General features: G+C 40.6%; 18 protein-coding genes and 1 other RNA gene. 9 read left to right on the forward strand and 10 right to left on the reverse strand.

Going from position 1 to position 22,357, the window contains the following annotated elements; translation table 11 throughout:
* Positions 1-42: 42 nt before the first annotated feature.
* The 4 genes from sufB to ydiJ all read right to left on the reverse strand — a co-directional run bounded on the left by sufB (position 43) and on the right by ydiJ (position 5,805).
* The gene (sufB, locus tag AABS66_RS02290) at positions 43-1,542 is read right to left on the reverse strand and encodes a Fe-S cluster assembly protein SufB (RefSeq protein ID WP_206084034.1); all 1,500 of its coding nucleotides are present in this window, start codon (positions 1,540-1,542) and stop codon (positions 43-45) included.
* A gap of 16 nt (positions 1,543-1,558) precedes the next feature.
* Positions 1,559-1,927 carry a Fe-S cluster assembly scaffold SufA gene (sufA, locus tag AABS66_RS02295; RefSeq protein WP_047757040.1) on the reverse strand — a complete coding sequence of 123 codons (369 nt, stop codon included), beginning with the start codon at positions 1,925-1,927 and terminating at the stop codon, positions 1,559-1,561.
* 408 nt (positions 1,928-2,335) lie between these two features.
* Positions 2,336-2,752 (reverse strand): 1,4-dihydroxy-2-naphthoyl-CoA hydrolase, encoded by a 417-nt coding sequence (gene menI / locus AABS66_RS02300; protein WP_206084033.1) that lies wholly within the window; start codon positions 2,750-2,752, stop codon positions 2,336-2,338.
* Entirely contained in the window at positions 2,752-5,805 is a 3,054-nt protein-coding gene (ydiJ, locus tag AABS66_RS02305; protein WP_272538603.1) for a D-2-hydroxyglutarate dehydrogenase YdiJ, read from the reverse strand. Before ydiJ ends, menI begins: the two co-directional genes overlap by 1 nt.
* A 256-nt stretch (positions 5,806-6,061) precedes the next feature.
* Here ydiJ and ydiK point away from each other — a divergent pair, with 256 nt between their 5' ends.
* Together ydiK and rprA are read left to right on the forward strand one after the other, a co-directional pair.
* Entirely contained in the window at positions 6,062-7,177 is a 1,116-nt protein-coding gene (gene ydiK / locus AABS66_RS02310; protein ID WP_206084398.1) for an AI-2E family transporter YdiK, read from the forward strand.
* Positions 7,178-7,403: 226 nt separating this feature from the next.
* Positions 7,404-7,514, forward strand: an RNA gene (gene rprA, locus AABS66_RS02315) — antisense sRNA RprA.
* 375 nt (positions 7,515-7,889) lie between these two features.
* On the opposite strand, the gene ppsA is transcribed toward rprA, so the two are convergent.
* The gene (gene ppsA / locus AABS66_RS02320; RefSeq protein ID WP_206084031.1) at positions 7,890-10,268 is read right to left on the reverse strand and encodes a phosphoenolpyruvate synthase; all 2,379 of its coding nucleotides are present in this window, start codon (positions 10,266-10,268) and stop codon (positions 7,890-7,892) included.
* A 265-nt stretch (positions 10,269-10,533) separates the two neighbouring features.
* Between ppsA and ppsR the strand changes: the two genes are divergently transcribed.
* The 7 genes from ppsR to AABS66_RS02355 all read left to right on the forward strand — a co-directional run bounded on the left by ppsR (position 10,534) and on the right by AABS66_RS02355 (position 18,216).
* Positions 10,534-11,394 carry a posphoenolpyruvate synthetase regulatory kinase/phosphorylase PpsR gene (gene ppsR / locus AABS66_RS02325; protein WP_272516246.1) on the forward strand — a complete coding sequence of 287 codons (861 nt, stop codon included), beginning with the start codon at positions 10,534-10,536 and terminating at the stop codon, positions 11,392-11,394.
* A gap of 124 nt (positions 11,395-11,518) precedes the next feature.
* Positions 11,519-12,568 (forward strand): 3-deoxy-7-phosphoheptulonate synthase, encoded by a 1,050-nt coding sequence (locus tag AABS66_RS02330; protein ID WP_272538605.1) that lies wholly within the window; start codon positions 11,519-11,521, stop codon positions 12,566-12,568.
* Between the two features lie 254 nt (positions 12,569-12,822).
* Positions 12,823-13,029, forward strand: coding sequence for a hemin uptake protein HemP (gene hemP, locus AABS66_RS02335; RefSeq protein WP_206084029.1), 207 nt, complete (start codon positions 12,823-12,825; stop codon positions 13,027-13,029).
* A gap of 85 nt (positions 13,030-13,114) precedes the next feature.
* A complete protein-coding gene (locus AABS66_RS02340) occupies positions 13,115-15,265 on the forward strand; it encodes a TonB-dependent receptor domain-containing protein (RefSeq protein WP_430224536.1) in 2,151 nt (716 codons plus the stop codon).
* Positions 15,266-15,356: 91 nt separating this feature from the next.
* A complete protein-coding gene (locus AABS66_RS02345; RefSeq protein WP_206084027.1) occupies positions 15,357-16,406 on the forward strand; it encodes a hemin-degrading factor in 1,050 nt (349 codons plus the stop codon).
* A gap of 84 nt (positions 16,407-16,490) precedes the next feature.
* The gene (locus tag AABS66_RS02350) at positions 16,491-17,237 is read left to right on the forward strand and encodes a heme/hemin ABC transporter substrate-binding protein (protein ID WP_272538608.1); all 747 of its coding nucleotides are present in this window, start codon (positions 16,491-16,493) and stop codon (positions 17,235-17,237) included.
* A 607-nt stretch (positions 17,238-17,844) separates the two neighbouring features.
* The gene (locus AABS66_RS02355) at positions 17,845-18,216 is read left to right on the forward strand and encodes a helix-turn-helix domain-containing protein (protein WP_206084025.1); all 372 of its coding nucleotides are present in this window, start codon (positions 17,845-17,847) and stop codon (positions 18,214-18,216) included.
* Positions 18,217-18,295: 79 nt separating this feature from the next.
* Here the strand turns inward: AABS66_RS02355 and AABS66_RS02360 are convergent, their stop codons facing one another.
* The 5 genes from AABS66_RS02360 to arnT all read right to left on the reverse strand — a co-directional run bounded on the left by AABS66_RS02360 (position 18,296) and on the right by arnT (position 22,356).
* Complete coding sequence (locus AABS66_RS02360) at positions 18,296-19,312, reverse strand: lipoate--protein ligase A (RefSeq protein WP_206084024.1); 1,017 nt, start codon at positions 19,310-19,312, stop codon at positions 18,296-18,298.
* Positions 19,313-19,375: 63 nt separating this feature from the next.
* Positions 19,376-19,864, reverse strand: a complete 489-nt coding sequence (locus tag AABS66_RS02365) for a C40 family peptidase (protein ID WP_206084023.1) — start codon at positions 19,862-19,864, stop codon at positions 19,376-19,378.
* A gap of 91 nt (positions 19,865-19,955) precedes the next feature.
* Entirely contained in the window at positions 19,956-20,357 is a 402-nt protein-coding gene (arnF, locus tag AABS66_RS02370; protein ID WP_206084022.1) for a 4-amino-4-deoxy-L-arabinose-phosphoundecaprenol flippase subunit ArnF, read from the reverse strand.
* Positions 20,354-20,701, reverse strand: coding sequence for a 4-amino-4-deoxy-L-arabinose-phosphoundecaprenol flippase subunit ArnE (gene arnE / locus AABS66_RS02375; RefSeq protein WP_206084021.1), 348 nt, complete (start codon positions 20,699-20,701; stop codon positions 20,354-20,356). Before arnE ends, arnF begins: the two co-directional genes overlap by 4 nt.
* On the reverse strand, positions 20,698-22,356 hold the full coding sequence (gene arnT / locus AABS66_RS02380; RefSeq protein ID WP_430224537.1) for a lipid IV(A) 4-amino-4-deoxy-L-arabinosyltransferase: 1,659 nt from the start codon (positions 22,354-22,356) through the stop codon (positions 20,698-20,700). Before arnT ends, arnE begins: the two co-directional genes overlap by 4 nt.
* Between the last annotated feature and the right edge of the window lies 1 nt (position 22,357).

Genomic DNA, 22,357 nt, shown 5'->3' on the forward strand with positions numbered 1-22,357 from the left:
TACATGCCTTTAGCGCTCACGCGCAAATAAACTCGATAAGGATCAGCCAACGCTGTGCTCTAAGCTGATCGCCAGCAATTTTTGTGCTTCTACGGCAAACTCTAATGGAAGTTCCGAGAACACATCTTTACAGAAACCATTTACAATCATAGAAATAGCATCATCTTCGCTAATTCCCCGTTGTAAGCAGTAAAATAGCTGGTCTTCGCCAATACGTGAAGTTGTGGCTTCGTGCTCAAGCTGTGCAGTATTATTTTTAACTTCTACATAGGGGAACGTATGTGCCCCACATTGCGTGCCGATTAACATGGAATCACACTGCGTGAAGTTACGTGCATTTTGCGCGCTTGGCAGGATTTTGACTAAACCACGGTAGCTGTTTTGGCTCTTACCCGCAGAGATCCCTTTTGAGATAATCGTTGAACGGGTATTTTTCCCGATGTGGATCATCTTGGTTCCCGTATCTGCTTGCTGGTTACCGTTTGTCAGTGCCACAGAGAAAAACTCACCGACTGAGTTATCCCCTTTAAGGATCACGCTTGGGTATTTCCAAGTTATCGCCGAGCCTGTTTCAGACTGCGTCCACGACATTTTAGAGTTTTCGCCCTCACACAGTGCACGCTTAGTCACAAAGTTTAAAATACCGCCTTCTTCGCTATCCCCACCAGAGAACCAGTTTTGAACAGTGGAATATTTAACTTCGGCATCTTTATGAATAATCACTTCGACCACCGCGGCGTGCAACTGGTAGCTATCACGAACAGGAGCAGAACACCCTTCGATATAGCTGACGTAACTGCCTTCATCTGCAATTAAAATGGTGCGTTCAAATTGCCCCGTTTTGGCTGCATTAATGCGAAAATAGGTGGAGAGTTCCATTGGGCAATGTACCCCTTTCGGGATGTACACAAAGGTGCCATCAGAAGCCACCGCCGCATTTAACGCTGCAAAAAAGTTATCGTGGCTTGAAACGACGCTACCCAAGTATTTCTGAACTAATTCAGGGTATTCTTGGATAGCCTCGCTAAATGAACAGAAGATCACGCCATGTTTAGCAAGATCCTCACGATAAGTCGTAGATACTGATACGGAGTCAAAAATCGCATCCACTGCAACCGCTTTACCTTCACGAACAGGCACACCTAATTGGTTGAAAGCTTCTTCGACTTCTGCCGTTAAGTAATTATTGGTCTCGGCAACGCCCGTTGCTTGGGTTGCCCCAGATTGGGAACCACAGGTATCATCACACGAGCCACAAGATGGCGCAGAATAATAGCTGTAATCCTGATAATCAAGATTTGGGTAATGAGCTTTGAGCCAATGGGGCTCTTCCATGCCTTTCCAGTGATTAAAGGCATCAAGGCGGAATTGTAACATCCACTCAGGCTCATTACGTTTCGCTGAAATAGCGCGGACAACATCTTCGTTGATCCCTTTTGCCATTTCATCTGTTGCGACTTCCGTAAAGAAGCCCTCTTTATAACGCTGGTCATCAAGCCAGCTTTGAACATCATCGCCAACTTCTACATTGCTCTGTGACATAATCTGACTTCACATGTTAAACGCCGAAGCTTTCACCACACCCACAGGCATGTTGGGCTTTCGGGTTATTAAATTTGAAAATTTGATTCAGCCCTTCTTGGACATAATCAACGACTGTGCCATCAATAAATGGCATTGCTTCTTTTGGCACATAAAGGTGCGCGCCATCGAGTTCAAATAACAGATGGTTGTCGGTTGGATTTTCGATCATTTCAAAAACATAACCGAAACCCGCGCAGCCAGACTGTTTAACGCCGAGTGAAAGCCCTTTGGTATTTGGGTTTTGCACCATCAATTTTTTGATTTGTTTTGCAGCGCTTTGTGTCAGGCTAACTCCCTGCCAATTGTTTTCATCAAATGAAAATGTCTCTACACCGTCAGTCATATTGACCCCACATTTCTTATGGCTTTTCAGCCTGTTATCAGGAGATTAACTCTGTCTACCCTATGGTAATGATTACCTATGCTACTTCAACCATTTGTTTTAAGAGGTTATAGCTATTTTAGCGTTTTTTTTATTCAAATTGAGCTTATTTATTAACCAAAAACAACCGACAACCCACCTAACACAATGAAAAATAACAGATAAATAGAGTTGCATTTTTTATTCAATTTTGTACTAATAAATACACAAAAATGACACAAATTAATAAAGATGCATTTATTATACAACTTAATTTATTTGAGAAAAATGAAAATGCATTCATCTGAATATATAGATGGGGTCAGTTAATAAAAACAACAACTCGTTTTCGAGATATTTTCCCGAAAACGAGGTAGACAAAGAAAGGATTTACTCAAATAACACAGCGGTTGTCAGACGTGATGTACAACATAGCTTGCCTTGTTCATTGAAAATTTCAATGTTCCAGACTTGCTGACGGCGACCTAGATGAATGGGCTTGCAAACGCCACGCACAATACCTGAACGCGCTGCGCGAACATGGTTAGCATTAATTTCAACGCCCACCACGCGCTGTTCACCTTCAGTACACATATAACCTGCGATAGAGCCTAGTGATTCAGCCAATACAACGGATGCACCACCATGCAACAAACCAAAAGGCTGCTTCGTTCGTTCATCCACAGGCATCGTTCCTTCCATATAATCATCACCCACTTTGGTGATTTCGATACCAATGTGCCCTAACATGCAAGTTTTTGCCATTTCAGCTAATTGCGTTAAATCAAATTGACGTTTCCAAATCATTAAACAATCTCCAACAAGGCTTGAATTGGGTGTTTTATTAATGTATTTTCCATGCGTTTTACTTGGCTGCGGCAAGAATAACCTGAACTTAAACAACGCTCTTTTGGCAGTGACGACATAGCCCCTTTCCAAGATAAGTTATAAATTCCTTTTGAGTTTTCTAGGTTTGCAACCTCGTGCCCATAAGTCCCCGCCATTCCACAACAACCCACACTCACATTATTAAGCTGATGCCCGAAGCGCGCAAATAAAGACGCCCATTGGTTCGCACTATTTGGCAGTGCTGTCGATTCGGTACAATGACCAAAAAAGTACCATGGCTGTGCTGCGCTTGTTTGTACAATTTGTGGTTCAGGCAAGGTAATTAGCCATTCATGGGCCAACATTACCGTAAATTGGCACTGGTCTTTGCCTAAGATTTCGTGGTATTCATCGCGATAACACAAGACTAACGCAGGGTCGACGCCCACCATTGGCAATTGCAATTTTGCCACGCGATTTAAGAAATCTGCGGTCTTACGGGCTGTTTTCGCGAATTTAGCCAGAAAACCTTTGATATGTTGCGCTTTACCATTCGGTGAAAACGGCAACAACACAGGTTTATAACCCAATTTTTCGATTAAACGCACGAAATCAGCAACAACTTTCGCATCGTAATAGCTGGTAAATGGGTCTTGCACCACTAGCACATAGCTTTCCCGTTGGCTTGCCCCCATCCCTTCAAGCTGCTCTAATGTCATGGATACTGCAGCATGGCCTGAAAGCTCTTGTTTTAAAGTTGGCTGCGAAAATAGCGGTAAATCCACCATACCGATAGTGCGCTCACTGAGTTTCTGCACAATGTTTTGGCGTAAAAAAAAGTTAAAAACACCTGGCGCTTTTGACAGTAATGGCGCACTTGATTCCACATTCGCAACAATATGATCACGAACTGGGCGCAAATAACGGCCGTGATATAACGCTAAAAATTTCGCTCTAAACGATGGCACATCAATTTTGATTGGGCATTGTGTTGAACACGCCTTACACGCCAAACACCCTGACATCGAGGCTTTTACTTCATGGGAAAAGTCATAATCCCCTTGCTTAGCTCGCCAGCTGTTGCGCGTTTTCTCAATCAACCCGCGTAATGATGGTTGGCTTTGCGTGATGCCTTTTTCAAGATGCTCTGGTGTCACACCTTGCTCGGCAAGTAATCTCAGCCATTCCCGCACCAAGGTAGCACGCCCTTTTGGTGAATGAATACGTTGCCCACTGATTTTCATTGATGGGCACATCGGGCTCTTCACATCAAAGTTAAAACAAAGCCCATTACCATTACAGTCCATTGCCCCACGAAACTCTTGACGCATCTGTATAGGAATTTGCCTGTCATAAGTTCCTCGTTTAATGCCATCCACTTGTTTCATTGGCACATCTAAACCCGCTGGCGGGCAAATTTTACCTGGGTTCAAACGGTTATCAGGGTCGAAAGCTGCTTTGATATTGCGCAACTCACCGTACAGCACCTCACCAAAAAACTCAGGACTGTACTCCGCACGGAAACCTTTACCGTGCTCCCCCCAAAGGAGCCCTCCGTATTTCGCTGTTAATGCAACAATTTCATCAGAAATTTGTTTCATCAATATTTCTTGCTGCGGGTCACACATATCTAACGCAGGACGCACATGTAAAACCCCTGCATCCACGTGGCCAAACATGCCATAATTGAGTTTATGGTTATCCAACAATGCCCTGAATTCAACAATATAATCAGCAAGATGCTCAGGGGGAACACATGTATCCTCAACAAATGGGATAGGCTTAGCGGCCCCTTTACTGTTGCCCAGTAAACCAACCGCCTTTTTACGCATATTATAAATGCGCGTGATATCTTCAAGATCATGACAAGTTTGGTAGCCAATCACGCCTGCCTGGTTGCTTGCCATTAATTCATCTAAGCGCTGGCACAGGCTTTCCGTCAATTGATTAATTTCATCTTCATCGTCACCACTAAATTCAACAATGTTTAGTCCTAACATTTCTTTGTTTGGCACATCTGTAATTAACGCTTTGACGGAGTGCCAAACGATGTCTTCTTTTGCAAGGTTAAGGACTTTTGAATCCACCGTTTCAACCGATAACGCTTTGGCTTGTACCATAAATGGTGCATTACGCAGCGCAGACTCAAATGAATCGTATTTCACATTCACTAAACGGCGCACTTTAGGAAGCGGCGTAATATCCAAAGTCGCTTCCGTGATAAAGGCAAGAGACCCTTCTGACCCCGTCAAAATACGCGTAAGGTCAAACTCCGTTAATTCATCATTAAATACATGACGTAAATCGTAGCCCGTTAAGAACCGATTAAGTTTGGGGAATTTTGTTTCAATTAATTGACGTTGTTCAAGGCAGCGTTCTAAAACCGTTTTATAGATACGTCCTATTACTGAATCTTCAGACGCAATCGTTTGGGCGAGAGCAATAGGCATAGCGCGTGTATCAAGGCATTCACCTCCCAATACCATTGCTTTAACGCCTAATACGTGGTCCGAGGTTTTACCGTACACCAGCGAACCTTGCCCCGATGCATCTGTGTTAATCATCCCGCCTAATGTGGCGCGGTTACTGGTCGATAATTCGGGCGAGAAAAAATAGCCATAAGGTTTAAGAAACTGATTAAGCTGGTCTTTAATAACACCTGCCTCGACCTTAACCCAGCCCTGCTCAGGGTTAATTTCTAAAATGCGGTTCATATAACGAGACATATCGACAACAATCCCTTCTGTTAAGGATTGTCCGTTCGTTCCCGTACCACCGCCACGTGGTGTGAAAGTGAGCTCACGGTATTTTTCTTGTCCAGCAACACGTGTAATAATTTGCACGTCAGCACTGGAACGCGGGAAAACGACAGCTTGGGGCAGCAACTGGTAGATACTGTTGTCTGTCGCCATTGATAATCTTTCTGCATAACTGGTGCCATTATCACCCGTAAAACCTTGTTCTTGTAGCTCATGCAAGAACGTGATGACGAGTTGGCTGAGATGAGGTGCTTCTGATATACGCGGGATCATTATTAACGATGACTCTTGTTGTTTAGTGTTCGCATTACTCGTTATGTACTATCTTTATTTTAAGTTGCACAATAGTGTCTTAGGTTTATGAAAAATGGTATTCACAGCCTGTAAAGACAGTACAGCCGCTGATGACATTGTCGTCATGAACCATATCACAATATTGTTTTTTTTAACCGTGAAAAATAATTACGTTATTTTCACCTTAAAAAAGGCCATACAAGCAGAATTTTCATTTGTTAAGGATCAATCATTAATGGAAAAATCGCAAAAACGTTTGGACCTTCCCAAACTTATTTTCGGGCTGTTATCCATCGTTTTAATGATAGCGGCCTGTTTTTGGGTGCTTAACCCCTTTATTCTGGGTTTTGTTTGGGCTGGAATGATGGTCATTGCGACTTGGCCGTTGTTATTACACCTCGAGGCGCGCCTATGGAATAAAAGATGGCTTGCTGCCTTAATGATGGTTCTCCTCATTTTACTGCTGTTTGTTATTCCACTTGGTATCTTAATCGGCAGTATCATTGAGAATAGCTCCCCACTCATTGAGCTAGCAAAATCGCCATCTAGTCTCACATTACCAGACTTAGAGTGGTTAAATACCATTCCAATGGTGGGTGAGAAAATTTATTACGCATGGCACAGCTTGGTAGCAAGTGGCGGTAATGCCCTGCTGGCAAAAATTCAGCCATACTTTGGGCAAGCAGCAGGTTGGTTTGCCACACAAGCGATTAGTGCAGGACGCTTTGTTTTCCACTTAGTATTAATGTTGCTCTTTAGTGGGCTACTCTACCTAAAAGGCGAAACAGTCATGTTAGGCATGCGTCATTTTGCCGTTCGCTTGGCGGGGATCCGTGGTGATGCAGCTGTTGTCTTAGCCGCACAATCCATTCGTGCAGTTGCACTTGGTGTGGTGGTGACCGCATTGATTCAAGCGATTGTCGGTGGTATTGGCCTTGCACTCTCTGGCATCAGCTATGCGGCTATTCTGACCGTATTGCTGTTTATTTGCTGTGTAGCGCAATTAGGGCCCTTATTAATCATGATCCCTTCAGTATTATGGTTATTTTGGACTGGCGACACCACATGGGGCATTATTTTGGCGGTTTGGGCTGCAATAGTGGCCACCATGGATGGTGTACTACGTCCATGGCTGATTAAAATGGGCGCTGATTTACCGATGGTACTGATCCTTGTTGGGGTTATCGGCGGAATTTTATCATTTGGTATGATAGGGTTATTTATTGGCCCTGTTGTTTTGGCGGTTTCATACAGCCTATTAAAGGCTTGGATGAACGAAGTCGCCCCTCCTAATGAAGACCTAAGCGAAACCGAAAAGTTTCTTGAGGAAGAATTTTTGATTAAGAAATAGTTTTAGCTAATTGAAGCAGATATGTTTATCAATAGACATGTCTGTTTCATTAATGATTTCCTTGCCATTAATATTTAGAAACAATATTTAACACTCTAACGTTAGTATTCAGCTTAATTTATGTTAACATAAAACAACTGAATATTTCTCTTTACGTAACAATAGGTAACATTAATATTGAGAGTGTTCTTAATGATTGTATAATGTAATTAGCTTATTATCTAATTATTGAATCAAATAAATTTAATCACTATGCCAACCTTTTATAGGCGTAGTGATATAAACGAATTGCTGTGTGTAGTCTTTGCCTGTCAGCCCATGATAGGCTTTTTTTTTGCCTAAATATTCAATATGAATAATATTCACATCCAAATTAAATCATCAGTTTACAAACATTGATTGAAATCAATTTTCAGTTTACGTTAAATAAGTGAATATACTCCTTTAGTATTATCTTCCCCACTTTCGTTTTAATTAATCACGCGAATTATTAACTCAATACTCATATTATTACACATATTAAGAGTATTAATGTGTATATATTTATAATGCGCATGACATATTAAATGCATAATCATTCGCTACTTTTTTATATCTATCGTATTAAATAATCGTTATTACCAATTGCAATTATCGGTATTTTAAATGAGTAAAAAGGCCAATTGGGAGATACCCAATCGGCCTTTTCAACTAATGGTAATAAATCGTTTTATTATTGGTTTTCTGCGATTGTTAGCCACGTTTGAACCACAGTATCTGGGTTCAATGATAAGCTATCAATACCTTCATCAACTAACCACTGAGCAAAGTCTTGATGGTCAGATGGGCCTTGTCCACAAATTCCAACATATTTATTCTGACGTTTTGCCGCTTTAATCGCCATAGAAAGCATCGCTTTAACAGCATCATTACGCTCATCAAATAGCTCTGAAACAACACCAGAGTCTCTATCCAAGCCTAATGTTAGCTGAGTCATATCATTAGAGCCGATTGAAAAACCATCAAAATGCTCAAGGAATTGTTCAGCTAATAGTGCGTTTGAAGGAATTTCACACATCATAATCACTTTTAAGCCATTTTCACCACGCCTTAAATCATGCTTCGCCAGCTCAGCAATGACAGACTCAGCTTGTGCAACAGTACGCACAAACGGGATCATCACTTCAACGTTAGTTAACCCCATGGTGTTACGCACACGTTTAACCGCTTCACACTCCAACGCAAAACATGCGCGGAAGCTATCAGAGACGTAACGCCCTGCACCACGGAAACCTAACATTGGGTTTTCTTCTTCTGGCTCATAAATATCACCACCTACTAAGTTGGCGTATTCATTCGATTTAAAGTCAGATAAACGAACAATCACACGTTTCGGCCAGAATGCTGCCGCTAAAGTTGAGATCCCTTCAGTTAATTTGCCGATATAAAACTCAATCGGATCTTCATAACCTGCCATCATTTCACGAATTTCAACTTGTAATTCAGGGGATTGTTTATCAAATTCCAGTAATGCTCTTGGATGAACTCCAATCATACGGTTAATGATAAATTCCAAACGTGCCAAACCCACACCTTCGTTTGGTAAACAAGCAAAATCAAATGCGCGATCAGGGTTACCCACGTTCATCATAATTTTGACGTTTAAATCAGGCATATCGCTGACTTCTGAACTGTGAATTTCAAATGCTAACTCACCGCCATACACAAAACCTGTATCACCTTCTGCACAAGAAACCGTCACATTTTGGCCTTCTTGTAAGCGCTCTGTTGCATCCCCACACCCCACTACCGCAGGGATGCCTAATTCACGAGCAATAATTGCAGCGTGGCATGTACGTCCACCACGGTTTGTGACGATAGCGGCAGCCTTTTTCATGATAGGTTCCCAATCAGGGTCTGTCATGTCAGTGACCAACACATCACCAGGCTGAATTCTATCCATTTCGCTAAGGTTATGGATAACTTTCACCTTACCTGCACCAATACGATGACCAATGGCGCGGCCTTCTACCAATACTTGACCTTGCTGTTTTAACTGGTAACGCTCCATCACTTGTTGATTAGAGCGCACAGTTTCTGGCCTTGCTTGAACAATATACAGACGCCCATTATGGCCATCTTTTGCCCATTCTATATCCATTGGACGACCATAGTGTTTTTCAATCTGTAGTGCTTGGCGAGCCAGCTCTTCAACCTCAAGATCAGTCAAAGAGAAACGATTGCGTAACCCTTCTGGCACATCTTCAATTTGCACTTGTTTACCGTGCTCTTTACTGTTGGCATATACCATTTGTAATTTTTTAGAGCCAAGGGTACGGCGCACAATTGCAGGACGGTTATTTTTCAGGGTTGGCTTGTGTACATAGAACTCATCAGGGTTCACAGCACCTTGTACCACCATCTCACCTAAACCATAAGCTGAGGTGATGAAAACAACCTGATCAAAGCCCGATTCAGTATCAATGGTGAACATAACACCCGATGACGCTAAGTCAGAACGAACCATTCTTTGCACACCTGCAGATAATGCCACACCACGGTGGTCATAACCTTGGTGTACACGATAAGAGATTGCACGGTCATTAAACAAAGATGCAAATACGTGTTTAATCGCAACTAAAACAGCATCAATACCTTGAACGTTCAAGAATGTTTCTTGTTGCCCTGCAAACGAAGCATCTGGCATATCTTCTGCAGTAGCAGACGAACGCACAGCAAATGAAGCTTCAGCTTCACCTTCAGAAAGCTGAGCAAATGCATCACGAATATCTTGTTCCAACTCCTTCGTCAGTGGAGTATCAATCACCCATTGACGGATCTGAGCACCTGCTACAGCCAGTTGGTTCACATCATCAATATCCGTTTCATCTAGCAGGTTATAAATGCGCTGATTTACACCGCTCTGCTCCAGAAAATCATTAAACGCCTGTGCGGTTGTCGCGAAACCGTTAGGTACGGATACACCCAGATCAGATAAGTTAGTGATCATTTCACCGAGAGAGGCATTTTTGCCACCAACACGGTCAACATCATTCATCCCTAATTGGTTATACCAAAGTACATTACACGGAGTGAGGCCATTTGTGGACATTGAAAGCGATCCTTTTATAGCAATTTAGTGACAGAGTACAAATCGTAAAAAATCTCGTTGGCGAAATATCGCCTCGTGAAATAGACTAGCACAGACGGTATGAGAAGATGGACTGGTGAATCGTTCCATCAATTAAGAAAACTTTTTTGTTCTAAAAATCGTTCAAAAAATGGCTATACTTCCCCTGATAAACTAATTTTTAAACTTTAAACAAAGATAATATCCCTCAATATCCAGTGATAAATACAATAAGAGGCTAATAATAATGACCGAATTAGGAGCAATGAATACGATGGCAAGCCAAGTTCAACGCACTGTTTTCTTTATTTCTGATGGCACAGCGATCACCGCTGAAACTATAGGGCATGCAGTACTTTCGCAGTTTCCTCTTTCATTTACCTCTTACACATTACCGTTTGTCACCACGCCGACTCGGGCAGAAGAAATCAAACAAAAAATAGATACACTTTATGCAGAAACACAGATCCGTCCTTTGGTGTTCTATTCCATCATCTCCCCAGAAGTTAAACAGATAATCACTCAGAGCTTAGGGTTTTGCCAAGATATCGTCCAAAGTTTAGTCGCTCCGATCCAAAAGGAGGTTGGTCTTGAACCCGAGCCAAAGCTAAACCGAACCCACGGTTTATCTATGCAGAATATGAACCAATACGATGCACGTATTGCTGCCATTGAATATACACTGGCTCATGATGATGGTATTTCCTTAAGAAATCTCGACCAAGCTCAAGTCATTCTGATTGGCGTTTCCCGTTGTGGTAAAACCCCAACTAGCCTTTATTTAGCAATGCAATTTGGTATTCAAGCGGCAAATTACCCTTTCACCGCTGATGATATGGATAATTTGCAGTTACCTGTCGCGTTACGTCCTTACACCCACAAATTATTTGGTTTAACCATTAGTCCAGAGCGATTAGCGGCAATCCGTGAAGAGCGCCGTGAAAATAGCCGTTATGCATCGATTAGGCAGTGCCGAATTGAAATTGCTGAAGTCGAAGCCTTATTTAGACAAAATAAAATCAATTACTTAAATACGACGAACTATTCTGTAGAGGAAATTTCTGCCAAAGTGATTGATACCATGGGGTTACAAAGACGTATATTCTAGTGAATATAAAATAAAAAAAATTATTCATTCAATTTACGCTGGAGGTTGAAATTAAGCCATATTCGTTTATTGTGATCTTTATCACTTATATGGCGACAGCCTATTCAAGTTTCTGAGAACAAAAATGCACAAAACTGATGAGTTACGTACAGCGAGAGTGGACAGCTTAATCACACCACAAACTCTTGCCGATGAATTTCCTATTTCCGCAAAAGTTGCCGAAAACGTGACAGCGTCACGAAAACGTATTGAACAGATTTTATCAGGCCAAGACCCTCGTTTGCTGGTGATTGTCGGCCCTTGTTCTATTCATGATATTGATGCCGCTATTGAATATGCAACGAAATTAAATGCATTAAGAGAACGCCATCAAGACCGCTTAGAAATTGTCATGCGCACCTATTTTGAAAAACCGCGCACCGTTGTGGGCTGGAAAGGCTTAATTTCTGATCCAAATTTAGACAATTCATGCCAAGTCAATACGGGTATTCGCCTTGCACGAAAATTACTGATTGAAGTTAACCAGTTAGGATTAGCCACTGCCACCGAGTTCCTCGATATGGTGACGGGTCAATATATTGCTGATTTGATAAGCTGGGGCGCAATTGGTGCGCGTACAACCGAAAGTCAAATCCATCGTGAAATGGCTTCAGCACTGTCTTGCCCTGTCGGTTTTAAAAATGGCACCGATGGCAACATTAATATTGCTATTGATGCTATCAGAGCGGCAAAAGCCCAACACATGTTTTTATCCCCAGATAAAAATGGCCAAATGACCATCTACCAAACCAGTGGTAACCCACACGGGCATGTCATTATGCGTGGTGGTAAACAGCCAAATTACAGCGCTGGTGACCTTGCAGCCGCATGCGATAAACTCCGTAAGTTTGAATTACCAGAGCATTTAGTGGTTGATTTTAGCCATGGTAATTGCCAAAAAATTCATCGTCGCCAACTTGAGGTTGCACGGGATATAGCGGAGCAAATTAAAGATGGTTCAACCGCGATTAGTGGCATAATGGCAGAGAGTTTTTTAGTTGAAGGCACGCAAAAAGTAAGCTCTGAACAACCATTAGTTTACGGTCAATCTATTACCGACCCTTGCCTTGGTTGGGATGATACTGAACAACTGATTGAAATTCTTGCTCAAGCTGTGGATCACCGCTTTAAATAGTTTTTCACTGCATCTCTCTCGCTTTGGTAAATCACTCACCAAAGCGAGCCTCAAACATCACCAAAAAAAATAAAAAAACAAAACCAATAAATCCCACGATATTAATATCTATTAATTTTTAATAATCATTTAATTTAATCCAAAAAATTCTTGACCCCCCATACATTAACGATAATAATTCTCACTACTAACACGCAACTCGTTAGAAAGCACATGAGAACAATTTTATGACCTTATTAAAAAAGACAAATCAAATGGTAACGAAGGATCTTTTTTTAGCTAAGAGAGAAGACCCCACTCTGGTACCTATTGAAGCAAAATCGACCCAAGCGATGTTAGCAACACACATCGTTGATAGTCAGCAACTACTTAATAAGGAAGGAAAAGTTGAAATTCTACACCGTGGGGAAATTTACCAACTAAAGCAAACCCGCTCAGGTAAATTAATTCTAACGAAATAAATAAGTTATATCGATAATCTATAGCACGCCACCCAGACATCATCAAGGCAGCCAGCTTAAACCACACATAAGGAAAGGATTTCCTATGCCATTTAAACTGATGCCTACATCAATTTCTAACCCTCAACACCAATATAAATTCCGTTTTTCAACGCTTGCTACCGCTTTGGCAATTTCGAGTACGAGTCATACTGCACTCGCCCAAAATGAAGCAAAAGACGTTATGTATGTATCTCAATCGCCATTTAGTTATGAAAAAATTGCTGTTGCTCAGCAAGTTGAGGTTATTAATGCCCAAGCCCCTGAATTGCAATCTGCGACTTCAGTATTGGATTTACTCAAAGGCCAAGCAGGGGTACTCGTCACGGGTGCAGGTAGCACATATGGGCAGAGTCTTCAAATGCGAGGCTATGATCAACGAGGCGTAAAAATTACTATCGATAATGTCACCCAAGATTTTAACTCTGGCTTATTTGATGCCACTTTTATTGACCCTGCCCTAGTTAAAAAAGTTACCGTTCATAAAGGCGGTGGTTCGCTTCACCATGGTAACGGTGCACTCGCAGGTGTCGTCTCCATAAAAACCCTCAACGCATCTGATTTATTAAAACCTGGGCAACATTTTGGTGGGCATGTTACCACTGGTATTAACCGGAATGATCATAGCTATCATGCAGGTGCAACTCTGTTTAGCCATGTCGATACTTTCGATACCATCTTAAGCTACCAGCAACGTAAAATACAACTCAATAACCCATACGTAGCCCAAGGCCTAGAGACCAATGAAGAAATTCATAATTGGATGTTGAAAACAACGTGGTTTGCTCACCCAGCCTATCAAACCACAATACAACTTAAAGAATACCGTAATAACAGCATTGGCCAAAAACAGCCAAGTATATCTTTTAATCAAACCCTCTTTCCAAACACCCCACATGAAAGGAGTTCACTACAACGAGATATCCACATTGGCCAACACTTCTCACCCAATAATACGCTTAATTGGCAGGCAAACTGGGACTTTTACTACTCAAGTATCGCACTTAATCAGTTAGACCTCATTAAAGTGAAAAAAACACCAAACGATTACCGTGAAGAAGATCGAGACCAATATACATACGGGACCAAATTCACCAATAGCTTCATAGTACCTATGAATAATTGGGCGAATAACGCAATTCAAAGTGGCTTCGAATATTATCAACAAGAACAAAAATCTAATGAGTATTCAATCAGCTATCCTAATGCCCATCTATTAAATAGTTCAGGGTGGCTAAACAACGATCTCACATTACACCACTTACCTATTACATTTTCAGCAGGAACACGTTTTACTTATTATAAAACCTCTCGTAAAGATATCGCGGAAGATAGTCATACAAATTGGTCATCAAGGTTCGCTGTGAGTGCAACACCATCACATTGGCTGAATCTATTTTCTTCCTATTCAGAAGGCTACCGAACACCTCGTATGGCAGAGTTATACAATAACTCTCATCATTTTCGTGTTCCATTTATAGGATATACATCGGACTTTATCCCTTCACCAGATCTAAAACCTGAAACAAATAAAACAGTTGAAGCAGGTATGAAATTCAGCTTCGACGAACTAGCATTGACAGGGGACTCACTTCAGTTTGGTAGCACGGTGTTTCATACTAAAGCCAAAAATCATATTGCCCTTGATGCTCAATACAAAAAAAGAATTGATCGAAGCTTAAAGTTTTTTTGGCTACCTGAAAAGATTTATTATATCAATGTGCCATCTGCGACCATCAAAGGTGTTGAGAGCTTCGTTCACTATAAAACACATTGGTTTGACCTCGATGTTAGCCATAACCTCATTGTTGGAAAAGAAGATGAAACACACCATACCCTTTCCTCTCTTCGCCCAAATTCCTTAGTTGCCCGTTTTAATGCACCGATAGCACACACAGGGGTCAATCTTGGATGGGTTGGTGAATTTGCAGCACGCAGCAAATTTGATGGGGACGATACTTACGTATTACCTGGGCAAAAATCAGTGGAGAAGTTAGATCGCTATCGCCGTGAAGTCATTCAATATCCTGGTTATAGCCTTCATGACTTCTACATTAGCTATCAAGCAGACCAATTCATTAAAGGTCTCAGTTCTACCTTAGCACTCAAAAATGCGTTCGATAAAAATTACGTTTCTTCCATGGGGGTTCCACAAGAAGGCCGTAATTTCTATTTTAACCTGAATTATAAATGGTAACGAAATAATTAAGTAGGCTAGTTGGGCCTATTAACACAGTAAATAAGCCCAACTAATTATTATTGGATACAATATAAATAAGGAAATAATTGTGAACTCAGTATATTACAAAGACTACTTACAGTTAAAGCAACAGTTTCCAAATAAGTATGCTCGGGATTTAGCTACTCAGCTTAATATCACTGAAGCTGAGCTTTTATATCGCCGAGTTGGTCATGACAATGTAAAACGGCTTTCAGGTCATTTACCTGAACTACTTCATACGCTATCAACGATAGGCCAGGCTAAAGCCATTACACGCAACAATTACGCCGTCAGTATTCAAACTGGCGTATATGATAACCCACGTTTTAGTGACCATGCGGGCCTATTCCTTAATCCAGGAAAACTGGATTTGAGAATGTTTTTTGCACAATGGGATTCCATATTCACGCTCTCGGAACAAATAGGGAATGACATTCGGCACAGCATTCAATTTTTTGATAAGAATGGGGATGCCATACATAAAGTTTATTCCTGTGAACACACTGACATGAAAGTGTGGCAAGACATTATTACTCACTATACGTCCATCGATAACCCCCCACTACAACTCGATACTGTTTTATCATTTTCAAATAGCGAAATTAGTGATGAAACTAAGCAACAAATTGAACAACAATGGCGCGATATGTCCGATGTTCATCAATTTTTCACCTTATTAAAAACGCATAATTTAAGTCGCCAGCAAGTTTTTCGTATAGTAAGTAACGAACTCGCTTGGCAAGTCCCAACAAATTCACTATCACAGTTACTCTCTCTCGCCCACCAAGCCAAAAATGAGATTATGCTTTTTATTGGTAATCGTGGATGCGTCCAAATTTTCACGGGTGTTATCAACAAACTCTCACCACTGAAAATTGAAAGCTCACAAACAGATTGGCTTAATGTGTCTAGTAATGATTTCAATTTGCATATTATTGAGAATGGTATTTCTGAATGCTGGGTGACGAGAAAACCGACACAAGACGGGTTTGTGACAAGCCTAGAAGTCTTCGATAATCAAGGTAACCAAATCATACAAATGTATGGGCAGCGCACTGAGGGGGTTCCTGAGCAAACTCAGTGGAGCCAACAAATACTTTCTTTACATCGAATTTAATTACTAAATTATTTTATGCAATATTGGCTTCTAATGTTCATAACACTTTGTATCTCAAATTGTACATGGTCAAAAGAACGCATAGTGTCTTTGGGGAATGATATCACCGAAATTATTTTTGCCCTTAATTTCGGTGGCAATATCATTGCTCAAGGTACTTCGGGTTCTGTAGAACAGCAACCTCCAACTATTGAAGATATAAAACAAATTAATCCTCAACACATTGTTTCAATGCAACCTACCCTTGTTTTAGCCAGTGATCAAGTCAGGCCTTCTTCTGCCCTGTTACATATACAAAGCCAAGGAATACACGTTATTAAAGTTGCTCGCGGAATGACATTAGAAGCCATTCCTAAAAAAATTCGTACAATTGCCAAACAAATAAATCAAGTCCATTTAGGGGAACAACTTATCCAAAAATTTCAGAGTGACCTTAGCAAAATTAAGACATCACCAATAAATAAAAATGTTCTCTTTATTATCAATAAAGGTGGTGTTATCCCCTTAATTGCTGGGAAAAATACAACTGCAGATAAACTTATTACCGCAATTGGTGCTAAAAATGCGATGGCAAACATTGAACTATATCAGCCTCTTTCTCCCGAAGCCATTATCGAAGGACAACCTGATTTAATCGTTGTATGCCATGAGAGCGCAAAAACTCTCGGGGGCGCAAAGAGTATTTGGCGGCTTCCAGGTATCTCAATGACACCCGCGGGTCGAAATAAAGCATTAGTCATCGTCGATGATATAGGAATGCTAAACTTTAGCCTAGGAACTCCCTTAGTGATGTTACAGATACGTCAAAAATTAGAACAGCTACCTGATTAATATTTCATAGATAGAAAATGACTCGACCTATAATTTTATTACCTATTGATTTTAAATGGTTTTTACGAAAACCCTTTCTTCGGTTTTTTATAGTAAATAACCCTCATAAACAACAATATCGCTCTTAAAAATATTGCGTTTCCACATATTTATCTAGATAACGTTAATTCTTTTAACATTCGTGATAAAGATGATATTTAATCTTAATTATGCTGTATTTTTAGTTGTTTTCACTAAAACAATTACCTCGGAATTTCCTGTCTATTGTTATATAAAATCTATAATATAATTTTTCAATTATTTACTTGGTTAATAAATTAGAACTGCTTAGTCAAAATATTTGACTGATTATTATAAAATAATTTTTTATTGGAAATAAAAAACAAAATTCAAGCATAACTATTTGTATTTAAATAAATTTAAACATACGTAAGTGTATGTTTAAATCATTGATTTTTTCAACGACTATCATATCAATAGTTATTATCATATAAAAAAAGCACGTTTGGCCTATCGATATATCGGAAAAAAAGGAAGAATAGACCCTAATTTCGTGAGTTATTATTAGTTATTAATGAACAATAGCCTACTTGAGTAGGAGGTAAATATGTCAGAAAGTGTAGTCAACGATATCGTGAAATGGCTTGAAAGCCAGTTGCAACGCAATGAAGGCATCAAAATCGACACAATAGCCGATAAAAGTGGTTATTCTAAATGGCATTTACAGCGTGTTTTCAAAGAAATGAAAGGATGCACGCTTGGCGAATACGTCCGTAAACGTCGTTTGTTAGAGGCTGCTAAATCATTACGTGAAGGCAACTTACCAATCCTTGATATTGCTCTGCAATATGGATTCAGTTCACAAGCTACATTTACTCGTATCTTTAAAAAACATTTTGATACGACGCCAGCAAAATTCCGTCAAACTGGTGAACTGCCTGAATGCAAAAGTTTTATGACATGCAGTTGTCATAACTAGTTAGTTTCAAGATCATTCCTTCCTATTAGTTGTTAGTATTTTGAAGTCTATGTCTGAGCCGACCATGTCGGCTCATTTTTTAACTTAGTTCATGCACTAACCAGTTCTCTAAATCGTTAAGTTGATCTTGTAACTCAGGCCACTGTTGCTTCATCTGGCAACATAATTTTTTGATCGTTTCAGTTTGATAAACTTTCCCCAACATTTGCTCGCTCAGCCACTCAAGGGGCGTTGGGTCTAAACTATCGGTAAAAAACTGACAACGACTAATTACCCCTTTTTCAATATCAAAATGAAATTCAATCCCACCCCAAGGAAAACGAGTATCTGAATAATGGGAAAATGCAGGCGCTTGGCCAAAATTCCATTCCCAGCTACTTTGCTTGGCAAATGTTTCCGTGAAATTAGGCAGGTCAGGCAGTTTTTCAGGAGAGATATACTCCGCTTTAACTGTTTCACCAAAATGATCAAAAAAGCTTTTAATCACCCCTTCACAGACAGTTTCATGGCTGATGTTAGGCACTAGTTCAGAAAGATTCGCAACACGCGAGCGAACCGAGGTAATTCCTTTTGCCTGTAATTTTTTGGGATCAGGATTAAGGTAATTGGCTAGTCGGCTTAAATCTGCATTAATCAATAGTGTACCGTGGTGAAACCCGCGATCTTTCGTTTCGCGATAAGCAGAACCCGAAATTTTGCGTGGGCCATTTTCCGTATTGAGCACTAAATCATTACGCCCTGAAACTTCAGCCACAATGCCCACATTAGCCAATCCATCGACAATAATTTGTGTAGAAACCGTTTTATCGTATTCAGGTTTACCCGCCATAAACGTAAAACAAGTATTGCCTAAGTCATGGAAGACAGCTCCACCGCCACTACTGCGACGTGCTAAGCGAACATTGTCTTCTTCCATTCGGCGAGTATTACATTCTTTCCACGGGTTTTGGGCACGACCAATGACCACCGTATCAGCATTACGCCATAAAAACATCACACGCTGATCGGCAGACATTTGCCTAAAAATAGTTTCCTCGACCGCAAGGTTAAACCAAGGGTCAAACGATTCTGAAATGAGTAAACGCAATGTTGACATGGAGCTATCCTAAAAACAAAACTTGCTCTTAAGATAGCATAATGACTGAAAAAAATTGCGCATTTAAATGCGCCTTGCCTGCCAGAACACTTTTCGCCAATACACGTTGTCCATTGACGAGCGGATCACACCTTTACTGGTTGATGCATGAATAAAAGTGTTATCGGTATCATAAATACCAACGTGTAACCCATTTTCGCCAGAGCCAGTTTTAAAAAACACGAGATCGCCAGGCATTAAATCCGTTTTATCGATACGCGTACCAAGCTGTGTTTGGTCGACGGTAGTTCTAGGTAGTTGAATAGCAAAGCGATCATTAAAAGTTCGATAAACAAAACCTGAGCAATCAACACCGTTTTGACTCATCCCACCATAATGATAAGGCGTGCCATACCATTGTTCTAGCTGGTCTTTTAACTGAGCGATGGTCATGATAGGGTCTGATAGCTGGGTTTTTAACGGTGGCGGTGCAGTGCGCTTAACGGATGTTGATGAACAACCAATTAAAACCAAGCACAGTAATAATGGTAAGTGTTGTATTTTAATCACCATAAAGCACCTTAATCATCCATCTTATTGCTATATTTAACTTATATCATAACGTGCGATGAATAAAAAACAAACAATTCATCACATTATGCTATTAATGCCTATCTTGTGGTTTAGTTGAGCGACTAATTAACCAAACACCCAGCAAGATAAATGCAATTCCAGCGACTTTCAACCATGAAGCTGGCTCATTAAACCAAGGCAAGACAACCGCTAAGATATAGACAAATACATAACTCAAGCTAATTAGTGGATATGCTTTATTTAAGGCTATATATTTTAGTGCAAACAGCCAGCACAACATCGATAAGACATAACACACTAACCCTAACAAGATAATGCTTAAACTGGTGATATTTGCCAACAACCAATCAACTTGCAACCAATGCCAACCTAAAGAAAAAGACGGTAATTCAACTACCCCCATCTTTAAGCTAAGCTGAGCTACGGTCACTAATAAGGCGCTACCAATCACCCATAAATAGCCTTTATTCATACGCTAATACTCATGAGTAATATCCCTATCATAATAGCAACTACACCAAGCCAATGGTTTAACCCTGTTTTCTCTTTGTATACAAATTGGCCAATCAACGTGATCAGAATAAAATTAATGCTAAGCATTGGGTAGGCAATACTCAGGGGCATGGTTTCAAGGAGTTTTAACCAAAACAACATGCCTAGGCCTAGCATTAAAACAGCCAACACCAGCCACTTTATGGCTGATGCGGTTTTATTTACTTTTTCACTTTGCCAATTCACCACAGCTTGCTTTTGAGCTACTTGCCCAATACAGGTCAGTACACTGACAAGCAGTAACAACAGTAATTGCGCAATCATTGTTGATGATAAACCACAATTGCCATACGTGAATTTTTGATGACTTCATCTGGCTTAGGTATATCAGGGAGAGCTTCATTACGGCCTAATAAAAACACCACCGTAACCTGCCCTTCTTTACGTGCTTTGCTTAACCACTGTGCAAATGCATTTGGCTTAACGATACGATGCTGGCTATCTGGGTACTCTAAACCGTAGCTAAGTTCACCACTGCTATTATAAAGATAAATATTGGAATTCTGTGTTTCCCACGCTAACCCAGCCGCTACACCTACATTACTTGCCATCAAATACTTACTATTCATTAATAAATCATGATTTTGATGAATAAAATTCTGCGGCAGTTTGGAGTCGATGGTGTTATTCGGCAGAGCGCTACCAATACATAGGCTGATCGCTAAGGAGCACGAGGCCGCCCACAGCCAATATTTAGCATTTAGGACAGTACATAAATAACCAATTATCGCCCAAATAGAGAAAGCAACCACACCCAAAACCATTTTCGACCATTCGTCAGGCTCATATAATGGTTTTTTAATGACAGTACTCACTACAATCACGGCAATAACCGCTGCAATCCCCAATATGATATTAATGATGCCATTCGCTTTTAGCGCTCGCATGGTACCATTTCGTACACAATCAACACCATATTTTGCCATCAATAGCGCCAGTGGAGCCATAAACGGCAGCATATAAGTAGGTAGTTTGCCACGTGAAACACTAAAAAATAGAACGGGAACAACAAACCAACACAGTAAGAAGAACATATCAGGACTTGATTTGCGTTCTTTCCAACCTTTTATTAGAGATCCAGGTACTAACCCCGCCCATGGGAGTGCACCAAGTAGAATAATAGGAATATAGTACCAGAATGGAGCTATGTGCTGCGCGTCATCAGCGGTAAAACGCTTGATGTGTTCAATCCAGAAAAAATAATTCCAATAATCAGGCTCTTGCTTAGCTATTGCCAACGCCCACGGCAAGCTAATGATAACTGCTGAAATAATAGCGAGTGGGCCATATTTTATCAGTTCAAGGAACCGTTTTTGGTAAATAGTAACAGGCAACATAACAATGACAGGAATAGCAAGGGCTAAGAACCCTTTCGTCATAAAGGCCATACCACAGGCTAACCCTAAGCAAACCCATGCAGCAAGCTTTGTTTTGACCTCCCTCGCTTTCATTGCCCACAAGCAACAAAACATACTGGCTGCAATCCACAACGATAGCATGGGATCGAGCACACTGTAGGTCCCGACAGAAAAAACAAGGAACATTGAGATATAAATTAAGCTTGCAACATAAGCAACATGGTTATTACGCCACATCATTTTTGCCATGCGATAGACGAGCAATGCACTGAGAAGAATACAAAAAACTGAACCAAAGCGAACCGCAAAATTCGTTTCACCAAAAATCATTTGGCTAATGTTATTTATCCAATACCCTGCCACTGGTTTTTCAAAATAGCGCACATCCAACATGTAAGGAACAATCCAATCTCCACGTTGAAGCATTTCTCGGCTAATTTCCGCATAGCGGGTTTCATCTGGTTGCCAAAGTAAACGACTATTCAACGGCAAGAAATAGGTTAGGATAAAAAAAAGAGCCAGCAGAGAGGCTCCTACTTTGCTCGCTCGATTATTTAACATG

It is taken from the genome of Providencia sp. SP181 (genome assembly GCF_050446505.1).
Taxonomy (GTDB): Bacteria; Pseudomonadota; Gammaproteobacteria; order Enterobacterales; family Enterobacteriaceae; genus Providencia; species Providencia vermicola.